The sequence below is a fragment of the Oerskovia merdavium genome, assembly GCF_014836755.1.
GTDB lineage: Bacteria > Actinomycetota > Actinomycetes > Actinomycetales > Cellulomonadaceae > Oerskovia > Oerskovia merdavium.
Genome location: NZ_JACSQF010000002.1, coordinates 217,770 through 240,476, shown reverse-complemented (window position 1 = coordinate 240,476; position 22,707 = coordinate 217,770). Strand labels below are relative to the sequence as shown.

General features: G+C 72.2%; 19 protein-coding genes. 14 read left to right on the top strand and 5 right to left on the bottom strand.

What is annotated here, in order from left to right; genetic code table 11:
* Nucleotides 1-107 precede the first annotated feature (107 nt).
* The 12 genes from H9641_RS03180 to H9641_RS03125 all read left to right on the top strand — a co-directional run bounded on the left by H9641_RS03180 (nucleotide 108) and on the right by H9641_RS03125 (nucleotide 15,587).
* Nucleotides 108-1,127: a PhoH family protein gene (locus H9641_RS03180; RefSeq protein ID WP_191801151.1), complete on the top strand. Its 1,020-nt coding sequence runs from the start codon at nucleotides 108-110 to the stop codon at nucleotides 1,125-1,127.
* Entirely contained in the window at nucleotides 1,127-1,579 is a 453-nt protein-coding gene (gene ybeY / locus H9641_RS03175) for an rRNA maturation RNase YbeY (protein WP_056650782.1), read from the top strand. Before H9641_RS03180 ends, ybeY begins: the two co-directional genes overlap by 1 nt.
* Nucleotides 1,576-3,060 carry a hemolysin family protein gene (locus H9641_RS03170; protein WP_191800943.1) on the top strand — a complete coding sequence of 495 codons (1,485 nt, stop codon included), beginning with the start codon at nucleotides 1,576-1,578 and terminating at the stop codon, nucleotides 3,058-3,060. The genes ybeY and H9641_RS03170 overlap by 4 nt, the downstream gene beginning before the upstream one ends.
* Nucleotides 3,057-4,004: a GTPase Era gene (gene era, locus H9641_RS03165; protein ID WP_191800941.1), complete on the top strand. Its 948-nt coding sequence runs from the start codon at nucleotides 3,057-3,059 to the stop codon at nucleotides 4,002-4,004. Before H9641_RS03170 ends, era begins: the two co-directional genes overlap by 4 nt.
* A gap of 86 nt (nucleotides 4,005-4,090) precedes the next feature.
* The gene (locus H9641_RS03160; protein WP_191800939.1) at nucleotides 4,091-5,641 is read left to right on the top strand and encodes an alpha/beta hydrolase family protein; all 1,551 of its coding nucleotides are present in this window, start codon (nucleotides 4,091-4,093) and stop codon (nucleotides 5,639-5,641) included.
* Nucleotides 5,642-5,673: 32 nt separating this feature from the next.
* Nucleotides 5,674-7,278, top strand: coding sequence for an outer membrane protein assembly factor BamB family protein (locus H9641_RS03155; protein WP_191800937.1), 1,605 nt, complete (start codon nucleotides 5,674-5,676; stop codon nucleotides 7,276-7,278).
* A 369-nt stretch (nucleotides 7,279-7,647) separates the two neighbouring features.
* Nucleotides 7,648-9,009, top strand: a complete 1,362-nt coding sequence (locus tag H9641_RS20575) for an outer membrane protein assembly factor BamB family protein (protein WP_191800935.1) — start codon at nucleotides 7,648-7,650, stop codon at nucleotides 9,007-9,009.
* Between the two features lie 131 nt (nucleotides 9,010-9,140).
* Nucleotides 9,141-11,315, top strand: coding sequence for a DUF7937 domain-containing protein (locus H9641_RS20450; protein ID WP_191800933.1), 2,175 nt, complete (start codon nucleotides 9,141-9,143; stop codon nucleotides 11,313-11,315).
* A 244-nt stretch (nucleotides 11,316-11,559) separates the two neighbouring features.
* Complete coding sequence (leuA, locus tag H9641_RS03140) at nucleotides 11,560-13,335, top strand: 2-isopropylmalate synthase (protein ID WP_404821920.1); 1,776 nt, start codon at nucleotides 11,560-11,562, stop codon at nucleotides 13,333-13,335.
* A gap of 170 nt (nucleotides 13,336-13,505) precedes the next feature.
* A complete protein-coding gene (gene recO / locus H9641_RS03135) occupies nucleotides 13,506-14,270 on the top strand; it encodes a DNA repair protein RecO (RefSeq protein ID WP_191800929.1) in 765 nt (254 codons plus the stop codon).
* Entirely contained in the window at nucleotides 14,270-15,058 is a 789-nt protein-coding gene (locus H9641_RS03130) for an isoprenyl transferase (RefSeq protein WP_191800927.1), read from the top strand. The genes recO and H9641_RS03130 overlap by 1 nt, the downstream gene beginning before the upstream one ends.
* Nucleotides 15,059-15,209: 151 nt before the next feature.
* Nucleotides 15,210-15,587 (top strand): VOC family protein, encoded by a 378-nt coding sequence (locus H9641_RS03125; RefSeq protein WP_191800925.1) that lies wholly within the window; start codon nucleotides 15,210-15,212, stop codon nucleotides 15,585-15,587.
* Nucleotides 15,588-15,654: 67 nt separating this feature from the next.
* Here the strand turns inward: H9641_RS03125 and H9641_RS19890 are convergent, their stop codons facing one another.
* Genes H9641_RS19890 through H9641_RS03100 form a run of 5 tightly spaced genes read right to left on the bottom strand, consistent with a single transcriptional unit; the run spans nucleotide 15,655 to nucleotide 19,637 of the window.
* A complete protein-coding gene (locus tag H9641_RS19890; RefSeq protein WP_318244356.1) occupies nucleotides 15,655-16,473 on the bottom strand; it encodes a DedA family protein in 819 nt (272 codons plus the stop codon).
* Nucleotides 16,470-16,865, bottom strand: coding sequence for a Fur family transcriptional regulator (locus H9641_RS03115; protein WP_191800923.1), 396 nt, complete (start codon nucleotides 16,863-16,865; stop codon nucleotides 16,470-16,472). The genes H9641_RS19890 and H9641_RS03115 overlap by 4 nt, the downstream gene beginning before the upstream one ends.
* On the bottom strand, nucleotides 16,853-17,785 hold the full coding sequence (locus H9641_RS03110) for a metal ABC transporter permease (RefSeq protein WP_404821918.1): 933 nt from the start codon (nucleotides 17,783-17,785) through the stop codon (nucleotides 16,853-16,855). The genes H9641_RS03115 and H9641_RS03110 overlap by 13 nt, the downstream gene beginning before the upstream one ends.
* A complete protein-coding gene (locus H9641_RS03105) occupies nucleotides 17,782-18,630 on the bottom strand; it encodes a metal ABC transporter ATP-binding protein (RefSeq protein WP_191800921.1) in 849 nt (282 codons plus the stop codon). Before H9641_RS03105 ends, H9641_RS03110 begins: the two co-directional genes overlap by 4 nt.
* Nucleotides 18,627-19,637 (bottom strand): metal ABC transporter substrate-binding protein, encoded by a 1,011-nt coding sequence (locus H9641_RS03100; RefSeq protein ID WP_191800920.1) that lies wholly within the window; start codon nucleotides 19,635-19,637, stop codon nucleotides 18,627-18,629. Before H9641_RS03100 ends, H9641_RS03105 begins: the two co-directional genes overlap by 4 nt.
* 275 nt (nucleotides 19,638-19,912) lie before the next feature.
* On the opposite strand from H9641_RS03100, the gene H9641_RS03095 reads away from it, so the two are divergent.
* On the top strand, nucleotides 19,913-21,301 hold the full coding sequence (locus H9641_RS03095) for a glycine--tRNA ligase (RefSeq protein ID WP_191800918.1): 1,389 nt from the start codon (nucleotides 19,913-19,915) through the stop codon (nucleotides 21,299-21,301).
* A 90-nt stretch (nucleotides 21,302-21,391) separates the two neighbouring features.
* A complete protein-coding gene (dusB, locus tag H9641_RS03090) occupies nucleotides 21,392-22,603 on the top strand; it encodes a tRNA dihydrouridine synthase DusB (RefSeq protein WP_377621279.1) in 1,212 nt (403 codons plus the stop codon).
* Nucleotides 22,604-22,707 lie beyond the last annotated feature (104 nt).

Here is a 22,707-nt window from a genome sequence, read left to right as displayed (position 1 = left end):
CGCGCACCGAGCAGAGGACGAACGGCACGGACGACCGGGGAGCCCCGGGCGCCCAGCACCCCAGCACACGGGTCGAGCACCGGATCGTCGTCCCGTCCCACGTCTCCATGGCGGCGCTGCTCGGCAGCGGTGACTCCGTCCTGCGCGCCGTCGAGGCAGGGTTCCCCTCGGTCGACGTCCACGCGCGGGGCAACGAGATCGTCGTCAAGGGGCCGGTCGGCGACGTGGCGCTCGCTTCGCGGCTGCTCGACGAGCTCGTCGAGGTCGTCGAGTCGGGCACGCAGCTCTCGGCCGACGTCGTCACGCGCTCGATCGCGATGCTCACGGCCGCGACGGCGTCGCGCCCCGCCGAGGTCCTGACGTTCAACATCCTCTCGAACCGCGGGCGGACCATCCGGCCCAAGACGGTCGGGCAGAAGCGCTACGTCGACGCGATCGACGCGAGCACCGTGACGTTCGGGATCGGTCCCGCAGGGACCGGCAAGACCTACCTCGCGATGGCCAAGGCCGTCCAGGCGCTGCAGGCCAAGCAGGTCAGCAGGATCGTCCTGACGCGCCCCGCGGTCGAGGCCGGCGAGCGGCTCGGGTTCCTGCCGGGCTCGCTCTCGGAGAAGATCGACCCGTACCTGCGTCCGCTGTACGACGCGCTGCACGACATGATCGACCCCGAGTCGATCCCCAAGCTGATCGAGGCGGGCACCATCGAGGTGGCCCCGCTGGCCTACATGCGTGGCCGCACCCTGAACGACGCGTTCATCATCCTCGACGAGGCCCAGAACACCTCGACCGAGCAGATGAAGATGTTCCTCACGCGCCTCGGGTTCGGCTCCAAGATGGTCATCACGGGCGACGTGACGCAGGTCGACCTGCCCGGGGGCACCACCTCGGGGCTCCGTGTCATCGAGGACGTCCTGACCGGGGTCGACGACGTCGAGTTCTGCCGGCTCACGTCGACCGACGTCGTCCGCCACCGCCTCGTGAGCGAGATCATCGACGCCTACGCCCGCTGGGACGTCAGCAGCGCACCGCCCGCACGCGACGGCGGCAACCACCAGCACGGCTCGGCGCGCGGAGGCACCTCCCGCCAGGGCAGACCGCGAGACCAACGAGAGCAAGGGGCACGCTGATGAGCGTCGAGATCAACAACGAGTCCGGCTACGAGGTCGACGAGGCAGAGTTCGCGGCCCTCGCCCGCTACGTCCTGGACGCCATGCACGTCCACCCGCAGAGCGAGCTCGGCATCCGCTTCGTCGAGACCGACGTCATGACCGAGCTGCACGTGCGCTGGATGGACGAGCCGGGCCCCACCGACGTCCTGTCGTTCCCCATGGACGAGCTGCGCCCCGGTCGCGACGGCGACGTGACCCCCGCGGGCGAGCTGGGCGACATCGTCCTGTGCCCCGAGGTCGCGGCCCAGCAGGCCGTCACGGCCGGGCACTCCACGGCCGAGGAGATGCTCCTGCTCACCACGCACGGGATCCTGCACCTGCTCGGGTACGACCACGCCGAGCCCGAGGAGGAGAAGGAGATGTTCGCGCTCCAGCGCAAGCTCCTGCTGACCTTCCTCGCCAGCCGATGACCGAGGTCCCCGTCGCGCTGCTCCTCGTCCTCGCCGTGCTCGGCGTGGTCCTCGCGGGCGCGCTCGGCGCGGGCGAGAGCGCGGTCATGCGGGTCACGCGTGCCGCGGTCGCCGAGGCGGCTGCGGAGGCCGAGGCCGGCACGGGGACCGCGGGAACGTCCGGCGGCGGGGCAGGCGGACCCGTTCCGCCGCGCGTCGCCCGCGCGCGTCGTGTCCGTTCGCTGACCGAGGACCCGCCGCACACCGCGGCCGCGCTCGCGTTCCTGCGCGTCGTCGCGGAGATGGTCGCCGCCGCGTGCGTCACGCTCCTGGTCTCGGTGTGGCTCGAGGACTGGTGGCAGGCGCTGCTCGCGGCGCTGGTCTTCGCGGTCGTCGTCGCGCTCGTGTTCGCGCGCATCGCGCCGCGCGCGCTGGGGCGTCGGCACCCCGTGCAGGTCCTGCTGCTGCTCTCGGGCGTGCTGGCGCCGGCGGTCGCGCTCACGGGCTGGGTCGCACGCGTCACGGGCCCGAAGGACGACTCCGACGGCCCGCACGAGCGCGAGCTGCGCGACATGGTGGACCGCGTGAACGAGTCCGAGATCATCGAGGAGGAGGAGCGGGAGATGATCCGCTCCGTCTTCGAGCTGGGCGACACCCTGACCCGCGAGGTCATGGTCCCGCGGACCGACATGATCACGACCCCGGCGACGACCCCGCTGTCCAAGGCGTTGTCGCTGTTCCTGCGTTCCGGGTTCTCGCGCCTGCCCGTCACGGGCACGTCGGTCGACGACCTGGTGGGCGTCGTCTACTTCAAGGACGTCGTCAAGGTCGTCACCGCCTCGCCAGAGGCCGGCTCGCGACGGGTGGCGGACGTCGCCCGTCCTGCGATCTTCGTGCCCGAGTCCAAGCCCGTCGACGACCTGCTGCGCGAGATGCAGGCCTCGGCCTCGCACATCGCGATGGTCGTCGACGAGTACGGCGGTGTCGCGGGGCTCGTCACGATCGAGGACGCGCTCGAGGAGATCGTGGGCGAGCTGACCGACGAGCACGACAAGTCCGGGCCCGAGATCGAGGACCTGGGCGACGGTGAGTTCCGCATCCCGGCGCGGCTGCCGCTCGACGAGCTCGGCGAGCTGTTCGACCTCGACATCGAGGACGACGACGTCGACACCGTGGGCGGTCTGCTCGCCAAGGCGCTGGGCAAGGTCCCGCTCCCGGGATCGGTCGCCGAGGCGCAGGGCGTGCACATGGTCGGCGAACGGGTCGAGGGACGGCGCAAGCAGCTCGCGACGGTCCTCGTGCGCGCCGTCGCCCCGGAGCACGAGGCGGACGGGGCGGACGAGACGCCGTCGGGCCGTACCGATCGCCAGGAGCGCCACGACCACCGTGAGCGCTCCGAGCGCGACCACCAGACACACCCCGAGCGCGCCGAGCGTGCCGGGAGGACGAGCGAGGACCCGCGCCGCGCGGGCCAGACGAACGAGAGAGAAGCACACCGGTGACCCAGAACGACCTTGCAGCACCCGAGCACAAGTCCGGCTTCGCGTGCTTCGTCGGACGGCCCAACGCGGGCAAGTCCACGCTGACGAACGCACTGGTCGGGCAGAAGGTCGCGATCACCTCCGGGCGCCCGCAGACGACCCGGCACACGATCCGCGGCATCGTGCACCGACCCGACGCCCAGCTCATCCTCGTGGACACGCCCGGGCTGCACCGCCCTCGCACGCTCCTCGGCGAGCGGCTCAACGACCTGGTCCGTGAGACGCTCGCGCAGGTCGACGTGATCGCCTTCTGCCTGCCCGCAGACCAGAAGGTCGGCCCGGGCGACAAGTACATCGCGGCCCAGCTCGCGGACCTGATGAAGGGCCGGCGTCCCACCCCGGTCGTCGCGGTCGTGACCAAGGCGGACCTCGTGGACCGCGAGACGTTGACCAAGCACCTGCTCGCGGTCGACCAGCTGGGCGAGTGGCAGGACATCGTCCCGGTCTCGGCCGTGGACGGATTCCAGGTCGAGGTCCTCGAGCAGGTCCTCGTCAAGCACCTGCCGAAGGGCCCCGAGCTCTACCCCGGCGGCGAGCTGACCGACGAGCCCGAGGCCGTCATGGTGGCCGAGCTCGTGCGCGAGGCCGCCCTGGAGGGCGTGCGCGACGAGCTGCCGCACAGCCTCGCGGTCGTGGTCGACGAGATCACGCCCCGCGAGGGCTCGGGCAACCCGGCGGCGGGCAGGCCCCCGCTCCTGGACGTGCGCGTCAACCTGTTCGTCGAGCGCGACAGCCAGAAGGCCATCATCATCGGGCGCGGCGGGTCGCGGCTGCGGCACGTCGGGACCGAGGCGCGCAAGGGGATCGAGGCGCTGCTCGGCGCGCGGGTCTACCTCGACCTGCACGTCAAGGTCGCCAAGGACTGGCAGCGCGACCCCAAGCAGTTGCGCAGGCTCGGCTTCTAGGGTGGGCCCCCGGTCGGCTCTCGGGACGCCCCGCCTGTCTGCTCGAACGCAGGCGGCGCTGCAGCACACCTCGATACGATCCTGAGGTGATCTTCCGGACAGCCGCCACGAGCGCCGCCCTCGCGATCGGCCTCGCACTGGTCGGTGCGGTCACGGGCCCCCAGTGGGATCCCGTGCCCGTCACCGACCACCTCGAGCCCTCGACGCCCGACACGACGATCGGCGGGCAGGGCCCCGACGTCCAGCCGGTCGGGACCTATGCCGTGCAGGAGACCCCCGTGGTCGTCCAGCTCGACGGGGTGAGCGTCGACGGGATCGTGCGCGAGCCCGTCGACGCGCCCGAGGGGCTGCCGGGGGTGGTCTTCCTCCACGGAGCGGGCACGGGGTCGGCCGACGAGGCGTTCGTCGACGTCGCGACGGACCTGGCGAGCGCGGGCGTGGTCACGCTCGTGCCGTCCAAGCGGCTCGACACCTACACGACGCGGCACCGGGACTACGTCGACATGGCCGACGACTACCAGCGCTCGGTCGACCTCCTGCGCGCCAGGCCCTCGGTCGATCCCGAGCGGGTGGGGCTCTACGCCGAGTCCGAGGGCACCTGGGTCGCGCCCGTGCTCGCGGACCAGGACCAGGACGTCTCGTTCGTCGTCCTGGTCTCGGCCCCGGTCGTGCCGCCGCGCCAGCAGGCGGGGTTCGCGGTCGACTCCTACCTGCGCAACACGGGGGTGCCGCAGGGGGTCTTCCGGGCGATCCCGCGCGCGGTGGGCATGGAGATGCCTGGCGGCGGGTTCGAGTACGCGGACTTCGACGTCACGCCCTACCTCGCGCGGCTCTCGGTGCCGACGCTCGTGGCGTACGGCACGGCCGACCCGTCGATGCCGGTCGAGCAGGGCGCGCTGCGCATCATCGCCGACGCCGGCGCCAACGGTAACCACGACGTCACGGTCCGCTACTACGAGGGTGCCAACCACGGCATCAAGATCGACGACGTCATGGTCCCGGAGTTCCCGCGGGACGTCAGCGCCTGGGTGCAGGGTCTGCCGGGGACCGCGGGCGCCCCGCCGACGGTCGCGGGCGGGCAGCCCAACCAGCTGTACCTGGCCTCGGCCGTGCCCAACCCTCGCTGGTACGGCAACGGCGACATCGTCATCGGGTTCGTGATCGTGGGCGGGGTGCTGCTCGTGGTCGGCCCGCTGGTGTGGCTGGTCGCGGGGGCGGTGCGCCGGGTCCGGCGCGCCCCGCACGCCGCCGGCCGTCTCGCGCCCGGGCTGCGGTGGCCGCTCGCGGGGCTGGCCGTGGGGTCGGTCGCCACGATGGTGGGGCTGGTCGTGTACCTGGTCGCGGTCGCGCGGCTCGCGCTCGACTACAAGACGGACTCCTGGGTGGTCCAGGGAGGGTGGATCGCTGTCCGCCTGCTCGGCCTGGCGACGGTCGTCGCGGCGGCGTTCATCATCAACCGGTTGTCGGACCTGCGCCAGGCGCGCAAGGCGGTCGTGGCTTCCCCCGAGGGCGGTGGGGTCGTGGTGCGCCCGGCGACGGGGGTGGGTGCGCGCACGACGCTGTGGGCCACGGTCGCGGGGTCCACGATCCTGCTCGTGACGCTCGCCTACTGGGGCGTCTACCAGCTGGGCATCTGACGCCGGACGTGACGGACGCCTAGGGTCGAGTCATGCGACGACGTACGAAGGACGGCTCCGAGGGGCGGATGCGTTCGTTCGCGCTCGAGGAGGCCGAGGAGGACGTCGACGAGCCTCCAGGGCCTCTGCCTGCCCGTGGGACGCAGGCGACGGGAGCCGGTCGTGGCGGCGTGCCCGACGACGGAGCTCGCCTCCCGTCCGTCTCGCACGGTCCGGCGTCGCGCGACGTGCCCGGTCGAGCGCGGTCGGGTCGTCGTCCGTCGCGCAGGACCCGGGCGCTGCTGGGCGCCGCGATCGCCACCGTGATCGTGCTCGTCGTGGGCGGGCTCGTGGTCGGAGAACGGAACGAGGCCGCGCGCATCGAGCGGGTCCTTGCGTCGTCGGGCGGTGTCCGGAGCCTGGGGCCGGACGTCGCGGTGGTCTGGCGCATCGACCCCGTCGCGGGCGGCAACGCGCCGGACCTGGGCCGCTGGAGCCAGCCCACCGTGGTGGACGGGGTGCTCGTGGTCCCAGGGGATCCCGTAGCGGGCTACGACCCGACGACGGGGGAACGGCTGTGGAGCGCGTCGGAGTCGTCGGCGGCGTCGGAGAGAGCCCGCAGCGGGGACCAGACGAGGTGCATCGGCAGCGGGCCCCGCTCGGACTCCGGACCCGTCGTCTGCACGACGTCCAGCTACCGCCCGGTGACGATCTTCGGCGAGACCTCCGAGGAGGCGCACCTGCGTCGCATCGAGGTCGTCGACCCGGTGACGGGAGACGTGCTGACCGCGCGATCCGTGGACGAGGAGACCACTGCGGCGACCGTCGCCTTCACGGACGGCCTGGCCACGTTCGCGTGGGGTTCTGGTGGTCAGGTCGTGGTGACGCTCGAGGACCTGGCCACGGGGGAGCTGCGCTGGTCACGGGAGCTCGTCCCCGAACCGGGGGAGGGGGTGGAGAGCCCGCGCTACCTGCAGGGGTGGCCCGACGGTGACGAGCTCCGTGTCGAGGCGACCGGCCTCAGTGCGACGCTGGACGCGGACGGCAGCTCCGTCGGTGCGCGGGAAGGGATGTCGTGGGACTCGACGCTGCCCGACGGTGGCAGGGTCTCGACGGGGGGCGACGGGACCTGGACGGTCTTCGCCCCGGACGGTCACGGGGCGTTCAGCGTCGAGGGGAACCTCGTCCTGTTCGACGTGACCGACGGGTCGGCGGACGTACCTCTGCTCGTCTCGGCAGGGGGCGACGTCATGGACGCGGCCGGGACGATCGCTCGGCCCACGTTCTCGGCCCTGGACCGCCGGACCGGGCGGACGCTCTGGACCGCAGACGGGACCCTCGAGCGTGCGGTCGCCCAGGTCGGGGACGTCGGCGTCCTGTCAGGTGCCGGCCGGTTGTGGGGGGTCGACCTGGCGACCGGCGAACGGGTCTGGGAGGCCGAGGGAACCCTGGCGTACGGCCAGTCCTTCACGGACGGCACGGACCTCTACCTGGTCGGGCAGAGCGGGACCGGCGCGACACGGGTCACCGCGATCTCGGTCGACTCGGGCCAGGAGCTCTGGGAGGCCGACGTCCCGGAGCTCTCGACCTGGACGTTCAGCGCCCGGGGAAGGCTCGTGCTCGTGACCGACGAGGGGGGACTCCTGGGGCTGGGCTGAGACGACCGGGGCCCGGCGGCCCCATCCGGTCGGATCAGGTCTACCGTGGAAAGGGTGGCCCCACGCCGTCGTGAGCACTCCGCCCACGCCGTCGAGCTGGTCGAAGTGGCCGAGCTCGACGACGACTTCGACGCGGTCTGGGGACGATCACCTGGTGGGCCCAGCGCGACGGGCGGGGGTCGTGGCGTGCCGTCGCCGCCGGGACCGGGTACGGGCCGCACGGATGGTCCGGGCAGGGCTCGACGTCGTGTGCGAGAAGGCGCCGGCGCGCCGGGCACCGTGGTGCTCTCCGGGTCGCCGACGCCGGGCGGGGAGGCGCTGCCCTCCCGTGCTCGCCGGGTCCCGGTACGCGCCCTAGTCGTCGCCGCGGTGGCGGTCGCCGTCGCGGGCACGGGCGCGTCGTTGGTCGTCGGGGGCCTCTCCGACCGACATCAGGCGGTGCTCGTCGCGACCCAGCCGGGCGGCCTGTGGTCGGTCCCCCCTGACCCCGACGTCGTCTGGCGGGCGTCGACCGGCGGTGGATGGCCCGCGGCCGTGGAAGGGCAGGTCGTGCTCGAGGCCGACGGCGACCTGCAGGGCCTCGACGTCGCGACGGGCGAACCGCTGTGGTCGGCCTCGTTGCCCCGGGGGAAGAGCGCGTGCGGGCCGGACCTGCTCGACCCGGGGAGCGTGGGTTCGCCGCTCGTGTGCGTGACGGAGGTCGACCCGGCCCCGGGAGGGGAGCCGGCGGGCAGCGTGGGCGGCCCGGCCGACCCCGCCGAGCCGTCGACCTCGCGCCCCGCGTTCGTCGTGACCGTCCTGGACCCTGCGGGGCAGGTCGTGGGGGCGCGAGAGCTCGCGGGCACGACCGCCGCCGCAGCGCCCCTCGCAGGCGGGCTCGTGGCGACCGCGCGGCGTGACGGCGACCGCGCCGTCGTGAGCTGGGAGGAGGCCCTCGACGGGACGCTCGTGCGCACGCGCGTCCTGCACGCCGCCGGCTATCCGGTCGACGCCGTCGGCTCGACGGGCCAGGACGACGTCGGGACGATCGACCTCTACGGGCTGCGTGGGCTGCTCCACGTCCGTGCGTCCGACCTGCGTGAGACCTTCGACGCGTCCGGAGAGTACGCGACCGGCTACGCGCGCCCTCGGTCCGTGCCCGGTGGCTGGGCCGCCGGCGGGCCCTTGCCGGACGACCTGCGCGTCCGGGCCGCGATCGACCCTCGTTCGGGTCGGGTCGAGGAGGTGCACGTGCTCGAGGCCGACGGCGGCGAGCGGTACGTCCTGCCGGGTGAGCCGTTCGTGCCCGCGGTGACCGACGGGACGGTGCCGCACGTCCTGGTCGTCCGGTCACCCGGCTTCACGGGGTACGACACGCTCTCGGGGCGTCGCCTGTGGCACCGGGAGGAGTGGCCCGAGATGATCTGGCTCCAGACCGACGACGTCCTGGTCGTCGAGTCGGGGTCACGGCTGATCGCGATCGAGACGCGCACGGGTCGAGACCTGTGGCGGCGCTGGCTGCCGAGCGAGGTGCACCGGGCGTTCACCGACGGAGACTCCTTGCTCCTGACGAGCACGATCTCTGGTCGCTCGGACGACCCGGACGAGGGGTCGTCCGAGCTCGTCTCGCTGAACCTGTTCGACGGCGGTCTCGAGTGGCGAGACGTCCTCGATCCCACGTACCGAGAAGTCGTCTCGGCACAGGGGCAGCTCTTCGCGGTCACGGACACGGAAGTGGTCCGGATAGGTTGAGGGGTCGACCGGTCTCCTGGTGGGAGACTTGAGCCATCGGTGATCAACCGGTAGAAACTGACGGGGCCGTCATGGCCTGAATCCGGTGCTCGACCGATCCCGAGGCCGGGGCGACCTGTAGGGAGAGCACGATGACCAACGAGACCGACCCGGGGCCCGGCCCCGATCAGCAGGTATCGAACGGGGGGACGGGTCCGCTCGCCCGGGCCTCGGTCCGGGAACCCGACGAGTCGTCGCCCGAGGTCGTCACGGCCTCGTCGACGGACGCTGCGGCGACGTCGTCCGAGAAGCCGTCCGGGAAGCCCGAGGAGAAGGCGTCCGAGCCCGCCGCCGCGTCACCGGCCGCTCCGGCGAACCCCTTCGCCGGTATCCCGGTGAGCGACTACGTGCGCGACGGCGTCGCGGCGCTCCTGCTGTTCGTCTCGTTGACCATGCCGTGGGACCTCGGGCACCCTGCGTCGGACAAGGTCGAGGTCATCCTCGTCTCGGTCCTCTCTCTGCTCTCGCTCGCCCTGCCCTACCTGGCGCGCACAGGTGTCCTGCCCACGACGTGGACCGTGCACACGACCCGCAGGGCCCGCCTCCTGGCGAACGCGCCCTACGGGCTGCTGGTCGGCGTCTACCTCGTGCTGGACCTGGTGAACGGTACGGCCGGCAACGGGTGGGGCGGTCTCGGTACCGGGCTCGCGCTCGGTCTCGCGGGGGCCGTGCTGGCCGCACAGCCCCGCCAGGCGGAGCTCGGCCCGGTCGACCAGGACCGCGCGGTGACCCAGACCTGGGTCAAGGTCCTGATCGGTCTCGGTGCGCTCGCGGTCGTGGGTGCGGTCGTCGCGTTCGTCTTCAGCCTGACGCTGGGGCTCGGCGTCGTCGGGATCTTCGCGCGCCTGGTCGTCGCCGTGCTCGCGATCGGCCTCGTCGGCCTGCCCGTGTGGGGAGTGCTGCGCAAGCAGGAGTCCTGGCGTCTGGTGCTCGTCGGTCTCGGGATCGCGCTCGCGGTGCTCTTCGTCCTCAACACGGGAAGCCTTCTCGTGAGCTACGAGAGCCTGCGCGGTGGACAGTTCGGTCTGCTGCTGGTCCCGGCGGTCGCCGCGGTCGCCGCCTCGCCCGCGGTCGCCCGCAGCACGACGTCGGAGTCTCCCGTCCGGACGTGGGTCGCCGTGGCGGTCAACACCCTGGACCTGGTCCTGCTCGTCGCCGCGGTGCTGGTGGTCCGGGCGATCCTGTGGCTCGCGGCCGGGCTGAGCGGGGTCGTCGTGATCCTCGCGCTCGTCCTGGGGCTCCTCATGGTGGGCGTGACCCTCGTCGCGCGTCGTGCGCTCGCCCGGGACGCGGTGTCGGGCAGGACGTTGGCGCTCGGCGGTGCGGGCGTCGTGGCGGTCCTCGCCATCGTGCTCCTGATCGTCGTCGCGAACCAGGCCGGTCTGGGGATCGGGGTCGGGATCGACCTGCTGCTGCTGGCCTTCGGCCTGCCGGCCATCACGGCGTTCGCGCTCATGGTGCCCGCCGAGGTCCGCACGCACTTCGCCGAGAACCGTCCCGCGTCCCTCGTCGGGGCCGACGCGGCGCCGAGCGCCTACGTGTGGCAGCCGCCGGCGCCTCGTCCGGCGCGTCCCCAGCCCGCCCAGGAGCCGGTCGCCGGACCGCACGGCGACGGGAGTTACGCGACCGGTCCTGACGGACACGGTCCGGTGGCCGGCGCGTACGAGCAGGACCCGGTCGCCCCCGCGTCGCGACCGACCTCGGCGCAGCCCTACAGCCCGGCCCAGCAGCCGGCGCAGCCGGTCTCTCAGGAGCCGTACCGCTCGGCCCAGCCGACCCAGCAGCCGACGCAGCCCGTCGCGCAGGAGCCGTACCGTCCTGCACAGACCCAGCAGCCGGCGCAGCCGGTCGCGCAGAACCAGCAGCCGTACAGCCCGGCCCAACCTCAGTCCCAGCCCGTGCGCCCGGTCGAGCAGTACCAGCCGACGCAGGTGCTGCCTGCTCAGGGGGTCCAGTCCGCACGCCCCGTGCAGCCTGCCGTCCAGGAGCGCTCGGGCTACGCGGCCCGGCCGGGCTACGCGGCCCAGGCCGCCGGGGAGACCGCGGTCCTGCCGGCCTACCAGGACCCGCAGCCGGTCGGCTTCAGCGCCGCGCAGGCGCTCGACCCGTCGACGCCGCTCGAGGTCCTCGCGCAGATCGTCCAGGAGGCTCCTCACCTCCGGCCTCAGGTCGCGGCGAACCCGTCGACGTACCCGGCGCTGCTCGAGTGGCTCGGCAACCTGGGAGACCCTGCGGTCGACGCGGCGCTGCGTTCGCGCGGTCGCTGACCCGGACGGGACACGCTGAGGCGGGCCCGACGACGTCGCTCCGGCGAGTCGTCGGGTCCGCCTCTCGCATGTCATCCAGCGGGACGTCCGCGAGCATCGTCCCCGACGGGGGTATGGTGACAACGTGCACCTGACGCAGCTGCTCCTCCTTCGTTGCCGCGACGAGGCCCTCTAGGCCGCAACCTCGTCGCGGTGGTTGGTGTGCCGGCTGAACAGCACCGACGAAGAGATCGCGAAGGACATGATGAGCACCACGGCGCAGACCCCCCAGACCAGCTCCCGCTCCGCACAGCAGCCGTCCGGCATGCCCGTGCACAAGTACGAGCCGTTCCACCGGCAGTTCGACGTGTCGCTGCCGGACCGGACCTGGCCGGACAAGCGCATCGAGAAGGCCCCGCGCTGGTGCGCGGTGGACCTGCGGGACGGCAACCAGGCACTGATCGAGCCCATGAACGCCGAGCGCAAGCTGAAGATGTTCCAGCTGCTCGTCGAGATGGGCTACAAGGAGATCGAGGTCGGCTTCCCGTCGGCCTCCCAGACCGACTTCGACTTCGTGCGCCTGCTCATCGAGGACGGGCACATCCCGGACGACGTCGTGATCCAGGTCCTGACCCAGTCCCGTGAGCACCTGATCGCCCGGACGTACGAGTCGCTGCGCGGTGCCAAGCAGGCGATCGTGCACCTGTACAACTCGACGTCGCGCCTGCAGCGCGACGTCGTGTTCCGCACCGACGAGGACGGCATCGTCGACATCGCGGTGGAGGGTGCCAAGCTCTGCCGCAAGTTCGAGGAGACCATCCCCGAGACGGCCGTCTTCTACGAGTACTCGCCCGAGTCGTACACGGGCACCGAGCTCGAGTTCGCGGTGCGGATCTGCAACGAGGTCATCGAGGTCTTCGAGCCGACGGCGGACCGCAAGGTCATCATCAACCTGCCCGCGACGGTCGAGATGGCCACGCCCAACGTCTACGCCGACTCGATCGAGTGGATGAACCGCCACCTCGCTCACCGCGAGAACGTGGTCCTGTCGCTGCACCCGCACAACGACCGCGGCACGGCGGTCGCGGCGGCCGAGCTGGGCTACCAGGCCGGTGCGGACCGCATCGAGGGCTGCCTGTTCGGCAACGGGGAGCGCACGGGCAACGTCTGCCTGGTGACCCTGGGCATGAACCTGTTCAGCCAGGGGATCGACCCCCAGATCGACTTCACCGACATGGACCGCGTGCGCCGCACGGTCGAGTACTGCAACCAGATCGCGGTCCACGAGCGTCACCCGTACGCGGGCGACCTGGTGTTCACGGCGTTCTCGGGCTCGCACCAGGACGCGATCAAGAAGGGCCTGGACGCCATGGCCGCGCAGGCCGAGGCCGCGGGCAAGGGCGTCGACGACCTGGTCTGGGGCGTGCCGTACCTGCCGATCGACCCCAAGGACGTCGGGCGCTCGTACGAGGCCGTCATCCGGGTCAACTCGCAGTCGGGCAAGGGCGGCATCTCCTACCTGCTCAAGTCCGAGCGCCACCTGGACCTGCCGCGTCGGCTGCAGATCGAGTTCTCGCGTGTCGTCCAGGCGTTCACGGACGCTGGCGGCCAGGAGGTCACGGGTGACGACATCTGGCGGATCTTCTCGGACGAGTACCTGCCGGTCGACCCGGGCTCGGGGCTCGAGCCCTGGGGTCGTCTGAAGCTGCGCGGCACCCGGGCGTCGTCGACCGAGGACGGGCCGGACACCCTGGCCGTCGACGTCCTCGACCGTGGTGACGAGCTGACGCTCGACGGCTCGGGCAACGGGCCGGTCGCGGCGTTCGTCGACGCGATCGCGCACGTCGGGGTCGAGGTGCGGGTCCTGGACTACGCCGAGCACGCTCTGTCGGAGGGCGGGGACGCCAACGCGGCGGCCTACGTCGAGTGCCAGGTGGGCGACGAGGTGCTGTGGGGCGTCGGTATCGACCCGTCGATCACCACGGCCTCGCTCAAGGCGATCGTCTCGGCCGTCAACCGCGCGGAGCGCGCCGCGGTCTGACCGCGGATCCTGTCGGCTTCCGGTGGGTGCGGAGCTCGGGCGCGACACGCCTCGCGTGTCCCGCGGTGGCTCCGTGCCCACGGGTACGGATCCGTGAGGGACCTGTGCACATGGGCCCACGAGCCGGGTGCGTGCACCGCGACGTGGGTGGCATGGCGGACAATAGGGGAGTGGTCCTCTACCGAGACGAAGCGATCGTGCTCCGCACCCAGAAGCTGGGCGAAGCCGACCGCATCGTCACCCTGCTGACGCGGGAGAACGGCAAGGTCCGGGCCGTGGGCAAGGGGGTGCGGCGCACGTCGTCGCGCTTCGGCGCGCGTCTCGAGCCCTTCATGTTCGTCGACGTGCAGCTGCACGTCGGACGCAGCCTCGACGTCGTGACCCAGGCGGAGACCGTGGGGCCCTACGCTCGGGCGATCTGCGAGGACTACGGCCTCTACACCGCGGGAACCGCGATGCTGGAGACCGCCGACCGCCTGGTCGAGGCCGAGAAGGAACCTGCGGTGCAGCAGTTCTGGCTGCTCGCGGGGGCCGTCCGCTCGCTCGCGGTCAACGCCCACGCCCCCGGCCTGGTCCTGGACTCCTACCTGCTGCGCGCCTTCGCGATCGCAGGGTGGGCGCCCAGCTTCACGGACTGCTCGCGCTGCGGTGAGCCCGGCCCGCACCGCTCGTTCGCGGTCGCCATGGGCGGGGCGGTGTGCGGTCGGTGCCGCCCCCCGGGGTCCACGGCCCCCGCCCCCGAGACCTTCACGCTGCTCGCCGCGCTGCTCGCGGGCGAGTGGGACGTGGCGGACGCGTCCGACGCGCGCCACCGCAAGGAAGCCAGCGGCCTCGTGGCCGCCTACAGCCAATATCACCTGGAGAGAACGTTGCGATCACTGCGGATGGTGGAACGAGACGGAGCGGTCACGCCGCGGGCCGGAGGAGAGGCCTGATGGCCCGACCGATCCAGCCGCCCCCGCCGCACCCGTCGGGGGCCGTCGCGCCCAACATCCCGGCCCGGTTCGTGCCCAACCACGTCGCGATCGTCATGGACGGCAACGGCCGCTGGGCCAACGAGCGCGGGCTGCCGCGGACCGAGGGTCACAAGGCCGGTGAGGCCGCGCTGCTGGACGTCGTGGCGGGAGCCATCGAGATCGGCGTCAAGCACGTCTCGGCCTACGCGTTCTCGACCGAGAACTGGAAGCGTTCACCCGAGGAGGTGCGCTTCCTCATGCAGTTCAACCGCGACGTGATCCGTCGTCGACGCGACGAGATGAGCAGCTGGGGCGTCCGGATGCGTTGGGCGGGGCGACGCCCGCGCCTGTGGGGCTCGGTCATCAAGGAGCTCGAGGACGCCGAGCGGATCACCGCGGGCAACGACACCTGCACCCTGACGATGTGCGTGAACTACGGGGGCCGGGCCGAGATCGCGGACGCGGCGCAGGCGATCGCGCAGGAGGTCGCGGCCGGTCGCCTGGACCCCAGGAAGGTCACCGAGAAGACCGTCGCCAAGTACCTCGACGAGCCGGACCTGCCGGACGTGGACCTGTTCCTGAGGTCCTCGGGTGAGCAGCGCACGTCCAACTTCATGATCTGGCAGGCCGCGTACGCGGAGATGGTCTTCCTGCCCGAGCACTGGCCGGACGTGGACCGCCGCAGCCTGTGGCGTGCGGTCGAGGAGTACGCGAGCCGTGACCGGCGCTACGGCGGCGCGATCGACAAGTCGGCCGACCTCCCCTGACGCGCGGAGGAGCGCTGTCGCCGCGGGAGACGCAGGGTTCCTCTCCCGAGGCGGCAGCCCTTCACCGAGGAACGTGTGCCCGGTGGTCGCGGCCGGCGCCCTGGTGGGGCACGTGCTGCGCGTGTCGGTACCTCTCGCTAGCCTGCCGGGTATGACACTCTCGATCGGCATGGTCACGGTGGACTCGACCGACCCGCGTCCGTTGGCGCAGTGGTGGGCACGGCAGACAGGCGGGCGTCTCGTCGACGAGGCCGACGGCTGGTTCCTCGAGGTCGCGCCTGCGGGCGACGGCCAGGGCCCCGTGCTCGGCTTCCAGAAGGTCGAGGACCCGACGCCGGGCAAGAACAAGATCCACCTGGACCTGTCCGCGCCGGACCGCGCGGCCGAGGTCGAGCGCCTGGTCGCCGACGGCGCGGGCCTCGTGGCAGAGCACACCATCCCGGGCTACAGGTGGTCGGTGCTCACCGACCCGCAGGGCAACCAGTTCTGCCTGGGCGAGCCCGACGAGACGGCCACCGAGATCTCCTGAACGGGCCGGCTCTCCCGAGCCGACCACGGCGGGCCCCGGCCTGATCGACCGTGACGGTCGGCTTCCGTCAGTCGCGCGAGCGGTCGGCCTGCGAGGGCTTCGGGTCCTGCCCGCCCGCGCCGCGGGCGGGGTCGTGCGCATCGTCCGTGGAGTCGAGCAGCAGGTCGGCCACGTCGCCGAACGGGTTGGCTCCGTGCGGCTGCGTGCCTGCCGCCCCCTGCGCTGCAGGCTGGTCGCCCGCCGCGCCGCCGTCGCCCTCGGGCGAGTCGTCCTGCCCCCGGGAGGCGTCGGCCGCCCGGGCGCGGCGTCGACGCCGCGAGGCGACGACGATCCATGCCACGAGCCCGACGACGAGCAGCACGATCACCGCCAGCCCGACCGGGCTGCGGGCCGCGAGCAGCACGGCCGTGTTGAACGTGGCGATGCCGATCGTGGTCCAGATCGCCGCCCAGATGGCGCAGCCCGGCAGCAGGGCCGCGAGGTAGCGGGAGAACCTCATGCGGGTGTAGCCCGCCGTCAGGTTGATGACGGTCTGCACACCCACGGTGAAGAAGGACAGCGTGACGGCGATGGGGCCCCACGTGTTGATCGTGGAGATCGCGCGCTGGGCGCGCTCGCTCTCGAGGCGCCGCGACCACGACGTGTTGACGGTCCCTCGGGCGACGCCGCGGCCGGCCCAGTAGGTGGCCTGGGCGCGGACGAACACGATCGCGAACGCCGCGGCGTAGATGATCCAGTACGGCACGCCGTCGATCGAGAAGATCCCGGACGACTCGTCACCTGCCGCCGAGACGACCGAGGTGACAGGTCCCGAGGAGGTGAGCGACGCCGTCGGGCCGGCGAGCACGTCCGCGAGCGCCCCGACGAGTGCCGGCACCGCGCTCACGCGTCCTGCTTCGCCCGGCACGCCGCGCACGTGCCGAAGAGCTCGATGGTGTGCTGGATGTCCGTGAAGCCGTGGGCTGCCCCGACCTGCGAGGCCCAGGTCTCCACGGTCGGGCCGTCGATCTCGACCGCGGTGCCGCACTCACGGCACACCAGGTGGTGGTGGTGCTCGCTGCGCTCGCACTTGCGGTAGAGGCTCTCACCGTCCTCGGTGCGCAGGACGTCGACGTACCCGCCGTCGGCCAGCGTCTGCAGCGTGCGGTAGACCGTGGCCAGACCCACCGCATCGCCGCGAGCGCGCAGCAGCTCGTGGAGCTGTTGCGCGCTGCGGAAGTCGGGCAGGTCCTCGAGTGCGTCGGAGACTGCTGCCCGCTGACGGGTCATGCGCTGCATCGCTCGCCACCTTCCACGTGGACGTCGTCGGGGATGTCGGGGTGCGGGTCGTGGGACACGCGCGGCTTGCGCCGCAGGAGCACCGGCCGCAGGATCGCCACGACCGCGTACAGGGCGATCGCCAGGACGACGATCGTGGCCCCCGGGGACAGAGTCTGCCAGTACGTGACGGAGAGTCCGACCACGCAGACCACGACCCCGATGGCCATGGCCAGCGCCATGGTCCGCCGGAACGAGACGGTCACGAGCTGAGCGATCGCGACGGGCACGATCATGAGCGCGCTCACGAGCAGCAGACCCACGACCCGCATGGCCACGGTCACGGTCAGCGCCGCGATGACCGCGATCGCGATGTTGAGCGCGCGCACGGGCAGGCCCGACGCACGGGAGAACTCCTCGTCGTAGTTCACCGCGAACAACGCGGCACGCAGCCCCATCCCGACCGCGAGGATCAGCGCACCGAGGAAGAGCGTGAGCCACAGGTCGGTGGGCGAGACGCTCGAGATCGAGCCGAACAGGTACTGCATCAGGTTGCCCGAGCTGCCGCCGGCGACCCCGATGAGGAGCACGCCACCCGCGATCCCGCCGTAGAACATCAGGGCCAGCGCGACGTCGCCGCTCGTGCGGCCGCGCTCGCGCACGAGCTCGATGACCACGGAGCCGATCACGGCCGCGACAACGGCACCGGGGATAGCCAGGGCGTCGTTGGGGACCACCCCCATGGCTCCGCCCACGAGCCAGCCGAGCGCGACGCCGGTCAGGGCCACGTGCCCGATCCCGTCGCCGAGCAGGGACAGCTTGCGCTGCACGAGGTACGTCCCCATGACGGGCGCGGTCACCCCGACGAGCACGGCCGCGATCAGGGCGCGCTGCATGAAGGGGTCGGAGAGCATCCCGACGAGCTCGTCCAGGGCGTTCACGAGGCGGCTCCACGGTCGATACGGGCGGGGGTGGGGGAGTGGCGGCTGAGCGGGGCGTCGGTCAGGCCCATGTCGGACCCGGGAGACGCGCTGCGCTCGGGGTCGTCGCCGTGCGGGTGCAGGTGCTCGTGGTCGGGTCCGGCGTGCGCCGAGGTGACCTGAGGCGGGGCGCCGTCGTGGACGACCAGGCCGTGGCGCAGGACCACGCAGCGCTGGATGAGCGGCGCGAGCGCGCCCAGCTCGTGCAGGACGACGAGCACCGTCATGCCGCCGCGCGTGAGCTCGGTCAGCGTCGCGGCGAACGCCTCCTGGCTGGGCTGGTCGACGCCCGCGACGGGCTCGTCGAGGATGAGGAGCCGGGGGTCGCGGGCGAGCGCCCGGGCGATGAGGACGCGCTGCTGCTGGCCGCCGGAGAGCTCGTGCACGGCGCTCTGCGCGCGGTCGGCGAGGCCGACGCGGTCCAGGGCCTCGCGGGCCGTCGCGCGCCAGCCGCGGGGCAGCCGGATGCGTCGGCCGTGAAGGAGGCCCGACGCGACGACCTCCTCGGCCGTCGAGGGCACGCCGGCCTGTGCCGAGACGCGCTGGGGGACGTAGCCGAGCTCGGCCCACGGGACCTGCGGGCCCAGGTCGGCGCCCAGGAGGCGCACGTGGCCCGCCGCGAGCGGCACGATCCCCACGAGGGACTTCACGAGCGTCGACTTGCCCGAGCCGTTCGCGCCGAGCAGGGCGACGACCTCGCCGCGCTCGACCGTGAGGTCGACGCCGCGCAGGATGTCGCTGTTGCCGAGGGTCACGTGGATCCCGCGGCCCTCGATCGCCGGTGGGGTCTGAGGTGAGGTGCTCATGCGCAGGTCAGGCCGGTGCGCAGCGCCTCCAGGTTGTTCCGCATGACGTCAAGGTAGTCGCTGCCGGTGTCGCTCAGGCCCTCGAGCGGGTCGAGGACCGCGGCCTGCACCCCGACGTCCTGGGCCAGGGTCTGGGTCACCTTGGGGCTCGTGAGGGTCTCGAAGAAGATCGTCGTGATGCCGTGGTCGCGGATGATGTCGGCGACCTCGCGCAGGCGGGCGGGTGACGGCTCGGCCTCCGGGTCGATCCCGGTGATGCCGATCTGCTCGAGGCCGTAGCGCTCCGCGAGGTACCCGAACGCCTCGTGCGAGGTCACGAGGTAGGGGCTCGCGCAGCTCGCGAGGCCCTCGGCGTACTCGGTGTCGAGTGCGGTCAGGTCGGCCGTGAGGTCGGCCAGGTTGGCCGCGTACTCGTCCGCGCCGTCGGGGTCGATCGCGGTGAGCTCGGCCGCGACCTGCTCGGCGACCGGGACCAGTCGTGTCGGGTCGAGCCAGAAGTGGGGGTCGAGGCCGCTCTCCGACGAGTGGTCGTGCCCGTCGTCGGCGCCCTCCTCGTCGGCGTGCTCGTCGGCCGTGCCCTCGCTGGCCTCGCTCGCGTCGGCGGACGCCTCGCCCGGGTGCGCCTCGAGGCCTGCTGCCTCGGACGCGTCGACCACGTGAGCCGGCTGACGGCCCTCGACGGCCTCGTCGACGGCCGCCTGGAAGCCGGACTGGTAGACCACGAGGTCGGCCGTGCCGACCGTGCGTGCCTGGGCGGGCGAGAGCTCCAGGTCGTGGGGCTCGGCCGCGGGCGGGGTGAGGTTGGAGACCTCGACGCGGTCACCGCCCACGCGCTCGGCGACGAACTGCAGGGGATAGAACGACGCGAGCACCTCGACCGAGCCGTCGCCCCCGGACCCGCCGCCGCCCGACGTCCCTCCGGAGCCGCAGGCCGCCAGGGTGAGCGTGGTCGCGAGGGCGACGGAGCTGACGAGGGCGGCACGGTGCGATCGGGAGAGGAGTGGCATGGCTCCATGTTCGTTGATATTGATAACGGATGTCAACAAGAGGTGGTGTGGCCTGGGTGACACCGCACCCAGGGTGACGCGACCGCCCGACGGCGCCCGCGCCGTCGGGCCTGCGGGTCACCCCGGACTCACCTCGCCGGGAAAGACCGAGTAGCCTGGGACGTTGGCGCCCACGGACCCTCGCCCGCCTCGTCGCGGCGACCGGGGCGCCTGTCCTGCACCGTCCCGCACGAAGCCACGTGCGGGGTACACACGATTTCCTGGAGTGATCGCCCGTGGCCACTGCGCCCTCTCGACTCGATGCCGTCGTCTCCCTCGCCAAGCGGCGCGGGTTCGTCTTCCCCTCGGGCGAGATCTACGGCGGTACCCGGTCCGCCTGGGACTACGGGCCCCTGGGTACCGAGCTCAAGGAGAACATCAAGAAGCAGTGGTGGCGCACCATGGTCACGAGCCGTGACGACGTGGTGGGCCTCGACTCCTCGGTGATCCTCCCGCGCGAGGTCTGGGTCGCCTCGGGCCACGTCGGCGTCTTCACCGACCCGCTCACCGAGTGCCTCTCGTGCCACAAGCGGTTCCGCGAGGACCAGATGATCGAGGAGTTCGAGGAGAAGAAGGGCCGCGCCCCCGAGGGCGGCCTCGCCGAGATCGCCTGCCCCAACTGCGGCACGCGCGGCCAGTGGACCGAGCCCCGCGACTTCAACATGATGCTCAAGACGTATCTCGGCCCGGTCGAGGACGAGTCCGGGATGCACTACCTGCGCCCCGAGACCGCGCAGGGCATCTTCGTGAACTTCCAGAACGTCGTGGGCGCGGCACGCAAGAAGCCGCCGTTCGGCATCGGCCAGATCGGCAAGTCGTTCCGCAACGAGATCACGCCCGGGAACTTCATCTTCCGCACGCGCGAGTTCGAGCAGATGGAGATGGAGTTCTTCGTCGAGCCCGGGACGGACGAGGAGTGGCACCAGTACTGGATCGACCTGCGCACCAACTGGTACGTCGACCTCGGTATCTCGCGCGACAACCTGCGTCTCTACGAGCACCCCAAGGAGAAGCTGTCGCACTACTCGACCCGCACGGTCGACATCGAGTACCGCTTCGGCTTCAAGGGGTCCGAGTGGGGCGAGCTCGAGGGCGTCGCGAACCGCACCGACTTCGACCTCAAGACCCACTCGGAGCACTCCGGCAAGGACCTCACCTACCGTGACCCGGTCACGAACGAGAAGTACGTCCCGTACGTGATCGAGCCTGCCGCGGGCCTGACGCGCTCGCTCATGGCGTTCCTCGTCGAGTCGTACCACGAGGAGGAGGCACCCAACGCGAAGGGCGGCACCGACGTCCGCACGGTGCTCCGCCTCGACCCGCGCCTCGCGCCCGTCAAGGCCGCCGTGCTGCCGCTCAGCCGCAACGAGCAGCTCTCGCCCAAGGCGCGCGACCTGGCCGCCGAGCTGCGCAAGTACTGGAACGTCGACTTCGACGACGCGGGCGCGATCGGTCGTCGCTACCGCCGCCAGGACGAGATCGGCACGCCGTTCTGCATCACGGTCGACTTCGACACGCTCGAGGACCAGGCCGTGACGATCCGTCACCGCGACTCCATGGAGCAGGAGCGCGTCGCGCTCGACCAGGTGACCGCCTACCTGGCGGCACGCCTGCTCGGCGCCTAGCACGCCCGCCCTCCGGGGCGTGAGGGCCGCCGTCCAGCCGTGGACGGCGGCCCTTTTCGTCTGCCGGGGGGATGGTGGGAGAATGGCCCGGTGACCCTCCCCACCCTTTCCGACGCCTCGCGCGCGCCCGAGACCCCGGCGCCCGCAACCGGACACGTGCTGCCGCCCCTGCGGATCGGGCCCCACGTCGTCGAGACCCCCGTGGTCCTGGCCCCCATGGCGGGCGTGACCAACGCGGCCTTCCGCCGGCTGTGCCGCGAGCACGGTGCCGGGCTGTACGTCGCCGAGATGGTGACCAGCCGGGCGCTCGTCGAGCGCAACGAGGAGTCGCTGCGGATCGTCACGTTCGAGGACGACGAGACGACGCGCTCGGCCCAGGTCTACGGCGTCGACCCGGCCACGGTCGGTGCCGCGGTCAGGATCATCGCGGGCGAGGACAGGGCGGACCACGTCGACCTCAACTTCGGGTGCCCGGTGCCCAAGGTGACGCGCAAGGGCGGCGGCTCGGCGCTGCCGTGGAAGCGGGACCTGTTCACCTCGATCGTCCGAGCAGCGGTCAAGGCTGCCGAGCCGTACGGCGTGCCCGTGACGATCAAGATGCGCAAGGGCATCGACGAGGACCACCTGACGTACCTCGAGGCCGGGCTCATCGCCCAGGCCGAGGGCGTCGCGGCCGTCGCGCTGCACGCCCGGACCGCGGCCGACTACTACAGCGGCACCGCGGACTGGTCGGCCATCGCGCGCCTCAAGGAGACCGTGACCGACATCCCGGTGCTCGGCAACGGTGACATCTGGTCGGCCGAGGACGCCGTGCGCATGGTGCGTGAGACGGGCTGCGACGGCGTCGTCGTCGGGCGCGGGTGCCAGGGGCGCCCGTGGCTCTTCGCCGACCTGGCGGCGGCCTTCGCGGGCTCGGACGCACGCGTGACGCCAGGGCTGCGCGAGGTCGCCGAGACCATCTACCGCCACGGCGAGCTCATGATCGAGTACTTCGGGGGCGACGAGGGCAAGGGCATGCGTGACCTGCGCAAGCACATGGCCTGGTACCTCAAGGGGTACGCCGTGGGCGGTGAGGCCCGGCAGGGGCTCGCGATGGTCTCCACGCTCGAGGAGCTGCGCGGCAAGCTCGACGCGCTCGACCTCGACCAGCCGTACCCGGGCGAGGCCGCAGAGGGCCAGCGCGGTCGTGCGGGCTCGCCCAAGAAGCCGCACCTGCCCTACGGGTGGTTGGACTCGCGCGAGCTCTCCGAGGAGTTCGAGGAGAAGCTGCGCGAGGCCGAGCTGAGCGTCTCCGGGGGCTGAGGCCCGCCCGCCCGACGACGACGGCCCGGTGCTGGAGGATCTCCTCCGGCACCGGGCCGTCGCCGTATGCGTGGGCTCGTCGAGCGCCCTGGCCCCGGGGGGGG

What these genes read in the sequence shown, in the direction of transcription:
- H9641_RS03180 (WP_191801151.1), top strand. Translation starts at nt 108, where the DNA reads ATGGCGGCGCTGCTCGGCAGCGGTGACTCCGTCCTGCGCGCCGTCGAG.
- ybeY (WP_056650782.1), top strand. Translation starts at nt 1,127, where the DNA reads ATGAGCGTCGAGATCAACAACGAGTCCGGCTACGAGGTCGACGAGGCA.
- H9641_RS03170 (WP_191800943.1), top strand. Translation starts at nt 1,576, where the DNA reads ATGACCGAGGTCCCCGTCGCGCTGCTCCTCGTCCTCGCCGTGCTCGGC.
- H9641_RS03155 (WP_191800937.1), top strand. Translation starts at nt 5,674, where the DNA reads ATGCGACGACGTACGAAGGACGGCTCCGAGGGGCGGATGCGTTCGTTC.
- H9641_RS20450 (WP_191800933.1), top strand. Translation starts at nt 9,141, where the DNA reads ATGACCAACGAGACCGACCCGGGGCCCGGCCCCGATCAGCAGGTATCG.
- leuA (WP_404821920.1), top strand. Translation starts at nt 11,560, where the DNA reads ATGAGCACCACGGCGCAGACCCCCCAGACCAGCTCCCGCTCCGCACAG.
- H9641_RS03130 (WP_191800927.1), top strand. Translation starts at nt 14,270, where the DNA reads ATGGCCCGACCGATCCAGCCGCCCCCGCCGCACCCGTCGGGGGCCGTC.
- H9641_RS03125 (WP_191800925.1), top strand. Translation starts at nt 15,210, where the DNA reads ATGACACTCTCGATCGGCATGGTCACGGTGGACTCGACCGACCCGCGT.
- H9641_RS03115 (WP_191800923.1), bottom strand. Translation starts at nt 16,865, where the DNA reads ATGCAGCGCATGACCCGTCAGCGGGCAGCAGTCTCCGACGCACTCGAG.
- H9641_RS03105 (WP_191800921.1), bottom strand. Translation starts at nt 18,630, where the DNA reads ATGAGCACCTCACCTCAGACCCCACCGGCGATCGAGGGCCGCGGGATC.
- H9641_RS03100 (WP_191800920.1), bottom strand. Translation starts at nt 19,637, where the DNA reads ATGCCACTCCTCTCCCGATCGCACCGTGCCGCCCTCGTCAGCTCCGTC.